The 14,148-nt window shown below is 66.1% G+C and carries 12 protein-coding genes and 1 tRNA gene; 8 read left to right on the forward strand and 5 right to left on the reverse strand.

The window, feature by feature from the left end; all coding sequences use genetic code 11:
• Positions 1–166 precede the first annotated feature (166 nt).
• Complete coding sequence (serA, locus tag DCM79_RS23440) at positions 167–1,756, forward strand: phosphoglycerate dehydrogenase (RefSeq protein WP_257176552.1); 1,590 nt, start codon at positions 167–169, stop codon at positions 1,754–1,756.
• A gap of 329 nt (positions 1,757–2,085) precedes the next feature.
• Complete coding sequence (locus DCM79_RS23445) at positions 2,086–3,258, forward strand: thiolase family protein (RefSeq protein ID WP_257176553.1); 1,173 nt, start codon at positions 2,086–2,088, stop codon at positions 3,256–3,258.
• A gap of 65 nt (positions 3,259–3,323) precedes the next feature.
• On the opposite strand, the gene DCM79_RS23450 is transcribed toward DCM79_RS23445, so the two are convergent.
• Positions 3,324–4,304 (reverse strand): LysR family transcriptional regulator, encoded by a 981-nt coding sequence (locus DCM79_RS23450; protein ID WP_257176554.1) that lies wholly within the window; start codon positions 4,302–4,304, stop codon positions 3,324–3,326.
• 171 nt (positions 4,305–4,475) lie between these two features.
• Here DCM79_RS23450 and DCM79_RS23455 point away from each other — a divergent pair, with 171 nt between their 5' ends.
• Positions 4,476–4,955, forward strand: coding sequence for a nuclear transport factor 2 family protein (locus DCM79_RS23455; protein ID WP_257176555.1), 480 nt, complete (start codon positions 4,476–4,478; stop codon positions 4,953–4,955).
• Between the two features lie 5 nt (positions 4,956–4,960).
• On the opposite strand, the gene DCM79_RS23460 is transcribed toward DCM79_RS23455, so the two are convergent.
• Positions 4,961–8,437: a PAS domain-containing sensor histidine kinase gene (locus tag DCM79_RS23460; protein WP_257176556.1), complete on the reverse strand. Its 3,477-nt coding sequence runs from the start codon at positions 8,435–8,437 to the stop codon at positions 4,961–4,963.
• A 639-nt stretch (positions 8,438–9,076) separates the two neighbouring features.
• Between DCM79_RS23460 and DCM79_RS23465 the strand changes: the two genes are divergently transcribed.
• The 4 genes from DCM79_RS23465 (at position 9,077) to DCM79_RS23480 (ending at position 11,343) form a co-directional block, all read left to right on the forward strand.
• Entirely contained in the window at positions 9,077–9,511 is a 435-nt protein-coding gene (locus tag DCM79_RS23465; RefSeq protein WP_257176557.1) for a phasin, read from the forward strand.
• Positions 9,512–9,849: 338 nt separating this feature from the next.
• Positions 9,850–9,926, forward strand: a tRNA-His gene (locus tag DCM79_RS23470).
• 220 nt (positions 9,927–10,146) lie between these two features.
• Positions 10,147–10,857, forward strand: a complete 711-nt coding sequence (locus DCM79_RS23475; protein WP_257176558.1) for an antitoxin Xre/MbcA/ParS toxin-binding domain-containing protein — start codon at positions 10,147–10,149, stop codon at positions 10,855–10,857.
• 9 nt (positions 10,858–10,866) lie between these two features.
• Entirely contained in the window at positions 10,867–11,343 is a 477-nt protein-coding gene (locus DCM79_RS23480; protein WP_257176559.1) for an RES family NAD+ phosphorylase, read from the forward strand.
• 57 nt (positions 11,344–11,400) lie between these two features.
• Here DCM79_RS23480 and DCM79_RS23485 read toward each other — a convergent pair whose 3' ends face one another.
• Positions 11,401–11,805, reverse strand: coding sequence for a nuclear transport factor 2 family protein (locus DCM79_RS23485; RefSeq protein ID WP_257176560.1), 405 nt, complete (start codon positions 11,803–11,805; stop codon positions 11,401–11,403).
• A gap of 346 nt (positions 11,806–12,151) precedes the next feature.
• Positions 12,152–12,421: a hypothetical protein gene (locus DCM79_RS23490; RefSeq protein WP_257176561.1), complete on the reverse strand. Its 270-nt coding sequence runs from the start codon at positions 12,419–12,421 to the stop codon at positions 12,152–12,154.
• Positions 12,422–12,500: 79 nt separating this feature from the next.
• Here DCM79_RS23490 and tenA point away from each other — a divergent pair, with 79 nt between their 5' ends.
• Positions 12,501–13,175, forward strand: coding sequence for a thiaminase II (gene tenA / locus DCM79_RS23495; protein ID WP_257176562.1), 675 nt, complete (start codon positions 12,501–12,503; stop codon positions 13,173–13,175).
• Between the two features lie 24 nt (positions 13,176–13,199).
• Here the strand turns inward: tenA and DCM79_RS23500 are convergent, their stop codons facing one another.
• Complete coding sequence (locus DCM79_RS23500; RefSeq protein ID WP_257176563.1) at positions 13,200–14,144, reverse strand: AEC family transporter; 945 nt, start codon at positions 14,142–14,144, stop codon at positions 13,200–13,202.
• Positions 14,145–14,148: the final 4 nt, after the last annotated feature.

The following is a 14,148-nucleotide window of genomic DNA, read 5'->3' on the forward strand; positions in this document are numbered from 1 at the left end:
CTTACCCTCCCCTGGAGGGGGAGGGTCGACGCACCGTCAGGTGCGGCGGGGTGGGGTGATCTCTCCACACGGCGCACCGGCAATTTTCTTTGTTGCAGCTTCACCCCACTCCGGCGCTTCGCGCCGACCCTCCCCCTCCAGGGGAGGGTGTGAAGGACACATCCCAATGACCAAACCCAAAGTTCTCATTTCCGACGCGCTCTCGCCCGCTGCCGTTCAGATCTTCAGGGATCGCGGCGTCGAGGTCGACTTCCAGCCCAACCTCGGCAAGGACAAGGACAAGCTCGCCGAGATCATCGGCAATTACGACGGCCTTGCGATTCGCTCCGCGACCAAGGCGACCGCCAAGATCCTTGAAAAGGCGGCAAAGCTGAAGGTGATCGGCCGCGCCGGCATCGGCGTCGACAACGTCGAGATCCCCGCCGCCACGGCCAAGGGCATCATCGTGATGAACACGCCGTTCGGCAATTCGATCACGACCGCCGAGCACGCCATCACCCTGATGCTGGCGCTCGCCCGCGAGATTCCGCAGGCCGATGCCTCGACCCAGGCCGGCAAGTGGGAGAAGAACCGCTTCATGGGCGTCGAGATCACCGGCAAGGTGCTGGGCGTCGTCGGCTGCGGCAATATCGGCTCGATCGTCGCCGACCGCGCGCTCGGCCTGCGCATGAAGGTGATCGCGTTCGACCCGTTCCTGTCGCCGGAGCGCGCCAAGGACATCGGCGTCGAGAAGGTCGAGCTCGACGACCTGCTCAAGCGCGCCGACTTCATCACGCTGCACACCCCGCTCACCGAAAAGACCAAGAACATCATCGATGCGGCCGCGATCGCTAAGATGAAGAAGGGCGTGCGTCTGATCAACTGCGCGCGCGGCGGTCTCGTCGACGAGCAGGCGGTGGTTGATGCGCTCAATGCCAAGCACATTGCCGGCGCCGCCTTCGACGTGTTCGTCGAGGAGCCCGCGACCAAGAGCGTGCTGTTCGGCCATCCCAACGTGATCTGCACGCCGCATCTCGGCGCCTCCACCACCGAAGCGCAGGAGAACGTCGCGCTGCAGGTCGCCGAGCAGATGTCGGATTATCTGCTCACCGGCGCGATCTCGAACGCGGTCAACTTCCCCTCGATCACGGCGGAGGAAGCGCCGAAGCTGAAGCCGTTCATCTCGCTCGCCGAGAAGCTCGGCTCGTTCGCCGGCCAGCTCACCGAGAGCGGCATCCTCAAGGTCGAGATCACCTATGAGGGCCACGTCGCCGAGATGAAGATCAAGGCGATCACCTCGGCCGTGCTGTCGGGTCTGCTGCGCCCGATGCTGGGCGAGGTCAACGTCGTGTCCGCGCCCGTTGTCGCCAAGGAGCGCGGCATGGTGGTGGACGAGATCGTGCGCGCCGCCCAGAGCGACTATGAGAGCCTGATCACCGTCACCGTCACCACCGAGCGGCAGGAGCGGTCGGTCTCGGGCACCGTCTATGCCGACGGCAAGCCGCGCCTCGTCGACATCAAGGGCATCCGGGTCGACGCCGAGTTCGGCAAGTCGATGATCTACGTGACCAACGAGGACAAGCCGGGATTCATCGGCCGGTTCGCGAGCCTGCTCGGCGACGCCAAGCTCAACATCGCCACCTTCCATCTCGGCCGTGTCGCGCCCGGCAGCGATGCCATCGCCCTGGTCGAGGTCGACGGCGCGGTGCCGGCCGACCTGCTCGCCAAGGTGCAGGCGCTGCCGCAGGTCAAGCAGGCCAAGGCGCTGACGTTCTGAGCTTCACCTCTCCCGAAGGGAGAGGTCGGATCGCATCGCAAGATGCGATCCGGGTGAGGGGTTTACGCTCTCACCGAATGCTGCGGCCCCTCACCCGGATTGCTACGCAATCCGACCTCTCCCCGCTGGGAAGAGGTGACAGAGCAAGCCGACAGAGCCAGTTCTAACCACGCCCGTCACCGTCATATTCCGACCCGCGGAACAACGCCGCCTCCATCACGGGAGGCGGCGTTTTTGTTTCCCGTGCCCGTCAAACTTTGTGTACCAATGGCGCCCAGGACGCCTCGTAACCACGCTCCGTTCAAAATCGTTCGACAAGGGAGAAACACATGCGTGAAGCCGTCATCGTTTCCTATGCGCGCACGGGCCTCGCAAAATCCGGCCGCGGCGGGTTCAACATCACGCCGCCGATGTCGCTGGCGGCCCACGCCATCAAGCACGCGGTCGACCGCGCCGGCGTCGACAAGGACTATGTCGAGGATTGCTATCTCGGCAATTGCGCCCATGGCGCGCCGAACATCGGCCGCCAGGCCGCGCTGCTCGCCGGCCTGCCGAAGACCACCGCCGGCGTCTCGGTCAACCGCTTCTGCTCCTCGGGACTGCAGACCATCGCGATGGCCGCCAATTCGATCCGCTCCGACGGTGCCGACTGCATCGTCGCCGGCGGGGTTGAAAGCATCTCGATTCCCGGCGGCGGCACGCCGAAGGAATCGGTCGATCCTGAGCTGCTCAAGGTCGCTCCCGATATCTTCATGGCGATGATCGACACCGCCGACATCGTCGCCGAGCGCTACAAGCTCAGCCGCGAATACCAGGACGAGTTCTCGCTGGAATCGCAGCGCCGCATGGCCTCGGCGCAGCAGGCCGGCAAGTTCAAGGACGAGATCGTCCCGATGAAGACGAAGATGAAAGTCGTCGACAAGCAGACCAAGGCCGAGAGCATCGTCGACTACGTCGTCGACCGCGACGAGTGCAACCGGCCGGAGACCACGATGGAAGGTCTCGCCAAGCTGGAGCCGGTGAAGGGGCCCGGCAAGTTCGTCACCGCCGGCAATGCCAGCCAGCTCTCCGACGGCGCCGCCGCCGTGGTGCTGATGGAAGCCAAGGACGCCGAGAAGCGCGGCCTCAAGCCGCTCGGCCGTTTCGTCGCCTGGGCCACCGCCGGCTGCGAGCCCGACGAGATGGGCATCGGCCCGGTGTTCGCGATTCCGAAGCTCTTGAAGCGCACCGGCCTCAAGATCGACGACATCGACCTGTGGGAGCTCAACGAGGCCTTCGCCAGCCAGTGCCTGTATTGCCGCGACCAGCTCGGCATCGATCCCGCCAAGTACAACGTCAACGGCGGCTCGATCGCGATCGGCCATCCCTTCGGCATGACCGGCGCTCGTCTCACCGGCCACCTCTTGCAGGAAGGCGCCCGCCGCAAGGCCAAGTGGGGCGTCGTCACCATGTGCATCGGCGGCGGCCAGGGCGGCGCCGGCCTGTTCGAGATCTACAGCTGAGACGAGACGCCTTGATAAACGCAAAGGGGCAGGGCGCAAGCCGTGCCCCTTTTTGTTATCCGGCGTCAGGCGGAGACGCGACGCCTGGGCGCTGAGCGCGACACTGCACCTATGCAGCGCGCCACCGTCTCGAACAGCCAGGCGACACCGGCATCCGCGATCGCGGCTTGTGAGGCGACGACACGCACCGGGTCAGGCGTCCACGGAAACGGTACGGGGCGGATCACGAGGTCGAAACGCGCGGCATGGCGTTCGACCAGATGGCGCGGCAAGGTCGCAATGAAATCACTCTCGGCGAGTTGCGCCAGCGCCATCATGAAATTGGGCACGGTCAGCGCCACGCGGCGGGAATGGCCGCGTTCGGCAAGCCTGACGTCGACGATGCCGAGCGCATCGCCGATCGCTGAAACCAGCAGATGCGGTGCCGCCAGATAGGCGGCGAGCGTGACCTTGCGGGCCATGCGGTGACGCTTGCGCATCGCGACGACGAAGTCTTCCTCGAACAATAGTCGCTCGGCGTAACGCGACGGCAGCGGACCTGTCGGAAGCACGGCGAGGTCGAGCCGGTGCGAATCGAGCTCCGACAGCGTGTCCTGCCAGACATCACTCGACGACTTGCCGTGACGTTGCGGCATCAATTGCAGCAGCCGGATGTCGATCCCCGGTGCTTCCCGGGCCAGGATCTCGAGAAGTGAGCCGAGAAAGACCGCGGCCAGCGCATCCGGTGCGCCGATCGTGAACGAACGCCTCACCGTTCTTGCGTCAAAGGGTGCGGCTGCCGACACGATCGCGTCGAGCCGCGACAGGAGCTCGGCGACGGAACCGGCAAGCGCGAGCGCACGCTCCGTCGGCTTCACGCCGTTGGGCGTCTTCAGGAACAAGGGGTCGTGGAAGATGCGCCGCAGCCGCCGCAGTCCGTGGCTCACTGCCGACGGCGTGAGATTGAGCCTGTCGGCCGCGCGCAGGACCTGGCGCTCCTCCAGCACGGTGCTGAACACCACGAGGAGGCTTACGTCGATCCGCGCAAGCTGAGCAGGATTCAGCATGGTGCTGAGATCTTATCACTGGATTCATCATGGTCAAAGCGGCATCAGCGTCTTGTTCAACCGCATGAACCGTCAACACCGGAGCCTCGTATGAAGAACGGTCAAGATCCGCATCGCGCAGCTGCCCCTGCAGCATTGTCCAGGCGTCACACGCTCGCGGGGATGGCGTGCATGCCGCTCGTCGTCGCCGAGGCCGCGACGGCCGACGACGTGATCGCAAAGCTGATTGCTCATACCCAGCAGTCAAACGCGGCGCTGATGCGCGGAGACGTTGCGGCCTACCGGCAGATGATCGCCATCACCGACGATTTCGTGCTGATGTCGCCGTTCGGCGGGGTGCCGTCAAAGGCTGCTGAGTACACGCCTGAAAGGTGGGAGCGGATGGGCCGGTTCTTCAGGAACGGCACGCACAGGCAAGAGGTCGTCCAGACTTATGGCTCGCAGGACATGGTCGTTCTGGCGCTGATCGAGCGGGACAGCGTCGAGGTCGGAGGGCTGCCGGCCCAGGAATGGGCCTTGCGCGTGACGCTCGTCTACCGGCGCGCGGGAAGCGAGTGGCACCTGGCGCACCGCCACGCCGACCCGCTGGCCAATGGCATCAGCCTGCAGCAGGCGGCGGTGCTGGCGCGCGGTCTGCCCGCAAGCCAGTGAGCGCCTCACGCCTTCGCCGGCACCGGTGTGAACACCACCTCGATCAGCGTGCCGTGGCCCGCGCTCTTGATGTTGAAGCGGGCGCGGTTGGCTTCGACCAGGGCCTTGGTCAGCGACAGGTTCAGCGCCGCGCTGTCCGCGGCATCGCCCGGCGGCGGAGTGCGGAACGGCTCCATCGCCGCGGCGACCTCGCGCTCGGACAGGCCGTGGCCGGTGTCGCGGATGCGGAGCGCGATCTCGCCGCGGTCGGTCGTGGCGGTGGAAACGATGACCTGGCCGCCGGCGCTGGCGAGCCGGATCGAGTTCGAGATCAGGTTCATGGTGATCTGCCGCATCGCGCGCGCATCGGCCGTCACCTGCGGCAGCGCATGCGCGAGCGAGGTGCGGATGATGATGCGCTCGCGATTGGCCTGCGGCTGCATCACCGTCACGCAGGCTTCGACGAGGTCGTTGAGGTTGAGGTCGGCGAAGGTGAGGTCGAGCTTGCCGGTCTCGATCCGCGACAGCTCCAGGAGATCGTCGATGATGGCGATGACGCGCTCGCCGGAGGCGCGGATGTCCTTCATGTACTCGCCGTAGCGCTCGTTGCCGAGCGCGCCGAAGCGCTCCGAGATCATCACCTCGGCAAAGCCGATGATGGCGTTGAGCGGCGTGCGGATCTCGTGGCTGATCCGCGCCAGCATGTCGGCCTTGGCGTTGGCCGCGCTGTGGACGAGGCGGCGGGCCTGCGCCAGCTCGCTCTCGCCCGCCTTGCTCTGGGAGAGGTCGCGGAACACGGCGAAGAAGTTCGGCCCGTCGGGCCGCGTGCGGCCCATGATCATCGCGAGCGGAATGACGCCGCCCTTCTTCTCGCGGCCCAGCACCTCGCGGCCGTGGTCGAGCAGGCTCGCAATGTCCTGGCTCTTGAGGCTTTCGAGATAGTCGACGACGATCTGCTGGCTCTCGGGCGCGAACAGCGTCAAGAGGTTCTGCTCCAGCAGCGCCGTGCCGTCGTAGCCGAACAGCGCCTCGGCGCTGCGGTTGCAGGCGTGGATGTTGCCTTCGGCATCGAACATCACGATGCCCTCCGCCGTGGTGTCGAGGATCGCGGCGAGGTCTTCCGCCTCGGCTTCGCCGACCGCGGGTTCGGGTTCGGCAGCGTAAGCGAACGGCTCCGGGACGATGGTTTCGGCGACGACCGTCTCCGCGACGACAGTCGCTGCGATGACAGGCTCGGCGACGGCGGCGGCCGGTTGCGGCAGCGCGCAGATCAGCGCATGCGCGCTCTCGCCGTCCCAGTCGATCGTGTGCAGATGTGCATTCGTGGTCGGAAGCGGCGTCTCGCCGTTGGCGACCGTGGCGCTGATCGTGACGGGCGTGCCGCCCTGCGAGGTGCTGCTCGCCGCGGACACGCCGGGCTCGACATAGAGCGCGTCCAGCCCGCCGGCATCCTCCAGCGCATGGATGTCGGCATAGCCCATCCGCGCGAGGAATGCAGAATTGGCGTAGAGCAGGCGGTCGAGCCGATAGATCAGGATGCCCGTCGGCAACAAATCGAGCAGCGCGCGGTCGCGCGCGCTCATCCCGCGCGGCGGCGGCGCCGGCTCGGTCAGCCATTCGGCCGCAGCCTGCGGCGGCGTGGGCTCCGGCGCCGGCGGCTCGGTCGTGATCTCCGTCACGGGCTCGGACGCGTCCGCGATCGTCTCGCGCTCGCGCTCGAGCCGTTCGGACAATTGCCGGGCGAGCTCGTTGAACGCGCTGTTCTCGACCGGCGTCAGCGTCGGCGATCTCTGATCGCTGATTGATCTGACATCGCCAACCGGGCGGAACGGAACGACATTGGGCGGGGTTTCGACGGGCGGTTCCACTGGGGTGTCCGGATCGTTTGGCGGTGAAGTCGCGTCGCTGCTGGGTTCGGGTCGTTCGGCTTCGGCGGTCGGCTCGGGCCCGGGCTGAGGCTCCGGCGGCTCGATCGGCGGAGGCGGCACCTCCGCCACCGGTTCGGGCTCGTCCACCGGCTCGGGCTCGGGCTCGGCCACATCGGGAGCCGGGCCGTGCTGCGCCGGCGGCTCGCTGAGCAGCTCGAAGCGCCTGAGCGCATCGAGCCGGTTGAGCGCGTCGAGATCGCGGCAGACGCCAAAGCCCTTGAAGCCGGCGAAATCGCGCGCGGCATCGTAGGTCGGCAGGCCGGCGAGCTCGACCGGCAGCTGTGCGCCGCCGTCGGTCGGCCAGTTCACGATGATGCCGGCCCAGGTGTCGTGACTTGCCAGCGCCTGCGCGATGCGCCCCTCTGGATCGAGCGAGAACGCCGCGGCGATCTCGTGCCAGGGACGGCCGAAGCCGCTCGCGGTGCGCGCGCCGATCAGGCGGATGAATTCGTCGGAGAGCAGCACAAAGCGGCCCTCTGCATCCGTCTGCCAGAGAAAGCGCAGCGGATGCTGACGCGGTGCGGGCGGCTGTTGGCCCGACGGCGGCTCGACCATGCCGGATGTGATCGGCGCGGCTTGCGGCGGCACGATGGCTTCCGGCGGGTTTTCAACCGGAGTCTTTGCCGCGACGTCGGCGACCTGGCCGGCCACCTCAGGCGCAGGATCTTGGCCGGTCTGCTCGACCGCGCGCTCGACCGTCTCCTGCACTTCGGGCGCGATCGTTCCGGTTGTGGGCATCTCGGCCGGCTCGGCGAACGCATCGAATAAGGAGATCCCGGCCGAGACGTCCTGCGGCGATGGCGGCTCGCTCGGCATGGTCGCGGCGGCTTGCGCGGATTCAACCGGCGCCTCGCTCGCCACATCCGCGGGGCTCTCGGGCACAGGCTCGGCCGGCATATGCGCGGCAGGCCCGGCCTGCGCGGCGGCAGCCGGCTCGATCAGCGCGACCAGGCCGACATCGGCGCCTCGGCCGACCCGTTGCAGCACCATCTGGCCGATCCCGATCGGCGTCTCGGCGCGGCCGTCGCGCAGCGCATCGCTGCGCGCCTTCTCGAGGCCGGCCTCGCCGAGATCGCGGAAGCCGAGCAGGGCGCGGGCGGCGTCGCTGGCGCCGACGAACAGGCCGTCGGGCGCGAACGCCGCCATCGGCATTTGCGCGCCTTCGACCAGGCGATGCAGCCGCTCGATCAGCGGCATGCTGCGCAGGCTCGGATCCATCGCGGTGACGAGCACGGCATGGCTGCCGTCGGCAAAGTCGAGCCGGCTGCACGCGCAGGTCATCAGCGTGCCGAGCCTTGCGCCGAAGCCGCGCAGCCTTTCGAGCCGCACGCTGCCGTTTGCCGGCAGCTGGCGCGCGAGCCGGGCGACCTGGCGGCGGTGCGGGTCCGCCGGGCCGAACACCTTGCCCGCCAGTGCCGCGCTATGCGCCGCGCCGAACAGCCGTGCGCCGATCGGATTGGCCCACAGCACGCGTGCGCCGTCGATCGACCACAGCCAGGCCGGCAGAGGGGAGGTCGCATGCACGGCCAGCCGCGGATCGCCCACCCCTCGCAACTGGAAATCCGAACTCGTCATCCGACCGGCTTTAAGTCTCACGCTGGACGCTGGCGGCTGCCGGGAATGACAGCCTTAAGAAAGGGTTAGTATCGCCCGCGCCCGCGCGCAGGTCCACGGCTCGCCCCTCCGCCGGTATCCCAAAGCCGCGATAACCTTAATCCCGCCACCCCCGCAAGCCGCAGTCGGGTTCATCCAAGGGATTCGGCGGAGAGGGCCTCCAGAGCAATCAGTTGTAATGCGAGCCGCGAGCCTCCCCACACCTCGTCATCCGGGGCGCGCGCAGCGCGAACCCGGAATCCATCAATCCTCCGGCTCCGCGGCCCGATGGATCCTCAAGTGCGCAAGTGCGCACCATAGCTCCCTCGCTTTCGCTCGGGCCCGGGAATGACGGCGGCGGCCACTTCCCACCTCAACCCCCGGTTCCCCCTTACCGGAACCTCATCCTCCCCGAGATTAAATTATCGCATCGCACCCGTCGGACGCATTGCGCTGCACAATATTGACATGATAGGCAGCCATAGTACTGGGCGCTGGGCGAGCCATCTCATTCGTTTCGCGTTTCCAGTCTTCGTACCCGCTGAATGCGAAGGCCCGATGAGGGGCCGGCGGGCGCGCCAGAAGGCTCACTCCATTTTTCAATTAGCGTGAGGGACAACCATGACAGGTGCGACTGATCCGTTTTCTGCCTCGATCATCCCGTTCGAGGTTCCCGAGCAGATGCGTGCGTTCGCCGAGAAGGGCGTGTCGCAGGCCCGCGAAAGCTACGCCAAGTTCAAGGACGCCGCCGAGACCCACAACGGCACCGTCGAGGCCGTGTTCACCTCGGCCTCCAAGGGCGCGAGCGAGTACACCGCCAAGCTGGTCGAGTTCATGAAGGCCAACAGCAACGCCCAGCTCGACTTCGCCCAGGAGCTGTTCGGCGCCAAGTCGCCGTCGGAAGCGCTGGAGCTCTGGACCGGCCACACCCGCAAGCAGTTCGAGACCCTGCAGTCCCAGGCCAAGGAGCTGGTCGAGCTGACCCAGCGCGTCGCCGCCGAGACCGCCGAGCCGATCAAGGCCTCCGCCTCAAAGTACATGCCGCCCGCCGCCTGAGCGGTCAGGCCGGTTGAACTAGCGAAGCCCGGGCCAAAAGCCCGGGCTTTTCTTCGCCTCTCCCGCGCGCGGGAGAGGTCGGCGCCAGGCGATGCGAAGCATCGTCGGGCGACGGGTGAGGGTTCTCTTCGCCCGGGGAGTGCCGCCATCAGCGGCAGAGAAGCGCAACACTCCGATGCTCGCCATCCGGCCCAATTTCGGCGCACCGAACGTGATTTCAGTCGATCTTTCACCCCAATGCGGCCTTGCCAAACCGTGCCGTTGCACCTAGTTTCCGCCCCGTCCAGCCCCCCTAGGTCGACCTTTTCAGGCACCCCTTGAGGGCGGCTCGCCAGGATGCAGTTGTAGCTCAGTTGGTTAGAGCGCCTGTCTGTGGAACAGGAGGTCGGTGGTTCGAGCCCACCCAACTGTACCAATGATTCCAACACCCTGCTCAAAGCCCCATTGGCCGACTTGATCAGCCTCTAGCTCACCTCGAATCTCGAGGAGAGTGTCTTTCGATGAGCAATGCGCCCAGCTCTAATCCACACGCGAGCTCATCCATCCGCCGGATGGTGCTTGAATGCACCGGTCCATGTGCTTAGATGCCAATTGGCCAGTCTGTTGAGGCATCTGGCACGGAGCGGGACGGGTCGATGGCAAAGGATGCGCGTCGTAGCAAACGTGTGGGCTCAACCGCTCCGCACCAGCCAAGTGGTTCTGGTTCGCTGACCAGCAAGCGAATGAAGGGGATCGCGGCGTCGGTCCTTACAGAGCGGCGCGACCACAAGAAGCCAATGCGCAAGTCTGCTCCCGAGACATCGCGGAAGCCTGCGGATCGAGAACGCCTGTCCGCCGCCGAGCCGGACCAGACCTATCAACCGCAACCCGGCGCCGTTGTCGTGCGCGGGCATTTCGATGCGGTCACGGGGCTCTCTACAATCACCGATGCGCCGTCGCTCGGGCTCGGTGGAATCGCGGATCAACCGCAGGCCTCGGCCGAACTGTTCGACGTCGTGATCGACGGCAACAGCCTGTTTCGCATCGAGCCCGCCGCGCTCAAGCGCCTCTCGAATTACAGCGACGACGAAATCCACGCCCTCGTGGTGCCGAAGCGTACGCTGGCACGGCGGCTATCGGATGGCGAGCCGCTGACCGTCGAGGAGACCGACAAGGCAGTTCGGCTGGCGCGTGTCGACCGGCTCGCCGCGAACGTGTTCGGCGATGCCGCAAAGGGCCATCGCTGGCTGCGCAAGCCGAAGAAGGCCCTGGGCGGGGAGACGCCGCTCGCATTCCTCGCGACGGAAGCGGGCGCGCGCGTGGTCGAGGAGATGTTGCATCGGATCGACCATGGCATTCTTGCCTGAGGATTCGCCGTGCGGATCTGGCGGATTTCCAATTTCGACGATCTTTCCGGTATTGGCGGCCTGAAGGCCGAAGGCCGCTGGCACGATCGCGGTCGGCACGTGGTCTATGCCGCGGATCATCCGGCTTCGGCGCTGCTCGAAGTGATGGTGCATCTGGAAATCGATGCAGAAGACTTGCCGACCAGCTATCAACTGCTTGGTATTGACGTGCCTGATAACCTGGCTGTCGAAAAGGTGAGCTTGAGCGATATTGAGAGAGTATCGCCGAAGTGGGCCGGCGATCCCAGGGTGACGCGTGACGTGTTGAGGCCATGGTTTGACGAGGTGCGCACCGCCGTGGTGTCGGTGCCGTCGGTCATCGTGCCGTTCGCGCAAAACTATCTCATCAATCCGAGACACGTGGATGCGGTGCGCATCCGCGTGTTGCAAGTCGGGCGCTATCCTCACGACGAGCGGCTGTTTGGGCTGCGAACGGGCAACGTCTGAGGTTGATTGGTTTCCTGCTGATCAAGGGGACCGTGCACGAGTTTCACCGTCGCGCCCTCACGCAATCATCGCCTTGATCTGCGCCGTATCCGCAAACTCGATCAGCTCCGCGATCTTGCCGTCCTCAAATCTGAACAGATCCAAGATCTCGGTGCTGACCGCCGTTCCGGTCGGGTGGTATCGCACATTGACGCGGGAGTGGACGGCGACGCGATCGCCGTCGACGAGCTCGGCCAGGATCTCGCGGCCTTCGAAGCCGAAACCGGCGGTGAATTGAGTGAAGGCTTCGCGCAGGGTCGGGTGGCCCTGCATTGTTCCTGTCAATTCGAGCGCACTCTTGTTGCCCATCAGGGTGAACGCGCCCTCGGGATGAAAGGCCGACACGAGGCTGTCGGTGTCGCCGCCGTCACGCGCGGCGTAGCCGGCCCTGATCAATGCAAGCATGTCTTCGCGGTTTGCCATGTGCCCCTCCCTGCAATGTGTATCGGGGCAGCTTAGCGACCTTTGCGTGCAAAGGCAAAATGATCGCGAGATCGTAAGAGCTCCAGCGCGCCGAAGCATTGGCCGTTCGCTTTCGTTCCCGCTTCCGGCAGAAAACGACGGGAGCACCGGCGAACCTTTCATGACCCCGGGTGTTTGTAGCTGCGGCAGGACTGACAAAGCTGAGGGAGCTGAGCTATGAACGGAATTATCTATATCATCGGCCTGATCGTCGTGATTGCTGCGGTGCTCTCGTTCTTCGGCCTGCGCTGATTGTTGATTGGGCGCGGGGAGGCCGTGCAGGGTCGCCGGCCAAATCTTCGACGCCTCACCGCGTCCCCACCCAGACCGCCACCGGCAGCGTGACCGCCGCCAGCAGCGCCACCGCGCCCGCGACCGGGTTCACCAGCCGCTGATACTGCACCGCGAAGATGTAGGTATTAGCGCCGGTCGGCATGGCCGCGAACAGCACGATCACGCCGGCGGCGATCGGTGGCAGGTCGAGCAGTCTGGCCAGCACGAAGGCGGCCACCGGCATGGCCGCCAGCTCGAGCGCGCACATCACCGGGATACTCAAAGCCAGCTTGTCCGACGCCACCGTAGCTCCTCCGTTCGCAATGCGCTATCGGTAGCGAGCCAACGACGTGTGTTGGACAAGCAAGCAGGCGGAAAAGATCGTGAGTTTTTTCGAGCGTCTCAAGACGGCCGCGTCCACTGAGTGGCGAGCCTATACGGAGCATCCCTTCACGAACGGATTGGCGGACGGCTCGCTTCCCGAAGCGGCGTTTCGTCACTACCTCGTTCAGGACTATTTGTTCCTCATCGAGTTTGCTCGCGCGTACGCGCTCGCGGTCTACAAGTCGCCCAGGCTTGCCGACATGCGTGAAGCCACGGCCGGCCTTTCGGCCATCCTTGATGTCGAGATGAACCTGCATGTGAAGCTCTGTGCCGAATGGGGCCTGTCCCCGAGCGACCTTGAACAAGCTCCTCCGGCGGCCGAGATGCTGGCCTATACGCGCTACGTGTTGGACGCGGGAATGCGCGGCGATCTGCTGGCGCTCAAGGTCGCGCTTGCGCCTTGCGTGATCGGGTACGCGGAGATCGCAACGCGGCTGGCGTCGCGGCCGCAAGCTGACGCCGCGACGAATGCCTATCGCGTCTGGATCAACGAATATGCCGGCGTGCCGTACCAGGAGGTCGCGGCCAAAGCGCGGACGCATATGGAGCATCTCGCAGATCTCTACGCCACGCCGGCCCGCGAGGCCGAGCTGATTGCGATCTTCAAGGAAGCCACCCGCCTGGAGGCAGACTTCTGGGAGATGGCTTGGCGCGCCGGCCGGGCTGTCGCATAGCGGTGTCGGCAAACGACGGGCCGCCTACTTCCCTCCCGCCACCACCCACACCACCACCGGCAGCGTCGCCGCCGCCAGCAGCGTGCCCAGCGCCACCGCGCCCGACACCGGGTTCACCAGTCGCTGATACTGCACCGCGAAGATGTAGGCGTTGGCGCCGGTCGGCATGGCCGCGAACAGCACGACGACGCCGGCGGCGATCGGTGGCAGGTCGAGCAGTCTGGCCAGCACGAACGCCGCGGCCGGCATGGCGAGCAGCTTGAGCGCGCACATCACCAGGATGCTCAGCTTCTCGCCCTTCACCTCGAAGCGGAACAAATTGATGCCGAGCGCGATCAGTGCGGTCGGCGAGCCCGCCTGTGCCAAGAGCTCGATGGTGCGGTCGACGACGGGGGTGAGGCCGAGTCCCGTGAAGCGCCAGATCACGCCGAAGCCGATCGCGAGCATCAGCGGATTGCGGGCAAGGTCGGCCAGAACGGGATAGATCACCGACAGCGCCGAGCCCGTTCGCTTGCGGCTGACCAGCTCCATCTGCAGGATGCCGCAGAGCCAGAGCAGCGGCGTGTTCACCGACAGGATCAGCGCCATCGGCCCCGCCGCCTCGTTGCCGAGCGCGGAGAGCACCAGCGGGATGCCGAGCATCACGATGTTGCCGTAGACCGAGCCGATCGCGAACACGACGCCGTCTTCGCTGCTGCCGCGCCGCGCGCGCAGCAGCGCGGAGATTGCGAGCGCCGCGATCCAGGTCAGGGCGAGCGCGCCGTAATAGGCGCTCCACATCCGGTAAGGGCTGACGTCGGGGAATTCCGAGACGACGATGGTGCGGAAGAGCAGGGCGGGGATCGCGATGCTGAAGGCGAACTCGCTGATGCCCTTGTGCGCGCTGTCGGAGACGAAGCGAAACAGCACCGCGGCATAGCCGGCGGCGATCAGCGCAAACACCGGCGCGACGATCAGAAGCGTGGCCATGTGC

It is taken from the genome of Bradyrhizobium sp. WBOS07, assembly GCF_024585165.1.
In the GTDB taxonomy this organism is placed as follows: Bacteria; Pseudomonadota; Alphaproteobacteria; order Rhizobiales; family Xanthobacteraceae; genus Bradyrhizobium; species Bradyrhizobium japonicum_B.

What these genes read in the sequence shown, in the direction of transcription:
- serA (WP_257176552.1), top strand. Translation starts at nt 167, where the DNA reads ATGACCAAACCCAAAGTTCTCATTTCCGACGCGCTCTCGCCCGCTGCC.
- DCM79_RS23445 (WP_257176553.1), top strand. Translation starts at nt 2,086, where the DNA reads ATGCGTGAAGCCGTCATCGTTTCCTATGCGCGCACGGGCCTCGCAAAA.
- DCM79_RS23450 (WP_257176554.1), bottom strand. Translation starts at nt 4,304, where the DNA reads ATGCTGAATCCTGCTCAGCTTGCGCGGATCGACGTAAGCCTCCTCGTG.
- DCM79_RS23455 (WP_257176555.1), top strand. Translation starts at nt 4,476, where the DNA reads ATGCCGCTCGTCGTCGCCGAGGCCGCGACGGCCGACGACGTGATCGCA.
- DCM79_RS23460 (WP_257176556.1), bottom strand. Translation starts at nt 8,437, where the DNA reads ATGACGAGTTCGGATTTCCAGTTGCGAGGGGTGGGCGATCCGCGGCTG.
- DCM79_RS23465 (WP_257176557.1), top strand. Translation starts at nt 9,077, where the DNA reads ATGACAGGTGCGACTGATCCGTTTTCTGCCTCGATCATCCCGTTCGAG.
- DCM79_RS23475 (WP_257176558.1), top strand. Translation starts at nt 10,147, where the DNA reads ATGGCAAAGGATGCGCGTCGTAGCAAACGTGTGGGCTCAACCGCTCCG.
- DCM79_RS23485 (WP_257176560.1), bottom strand. Translation starts at nt 11,805, where the DNA reads ATGGCAAACCGCGAAGACATGCTTGCATTGATCAGGGCCGGCTACGCC.
- DCM79_RS23500 (WP_257176563.1), bottom strand. Translation starts at nt 14,144, where the DNA reads ATGGCCACGCTTCTGATCGTCGCGCCGGTGTTTGCGCTGATCGCCGCC.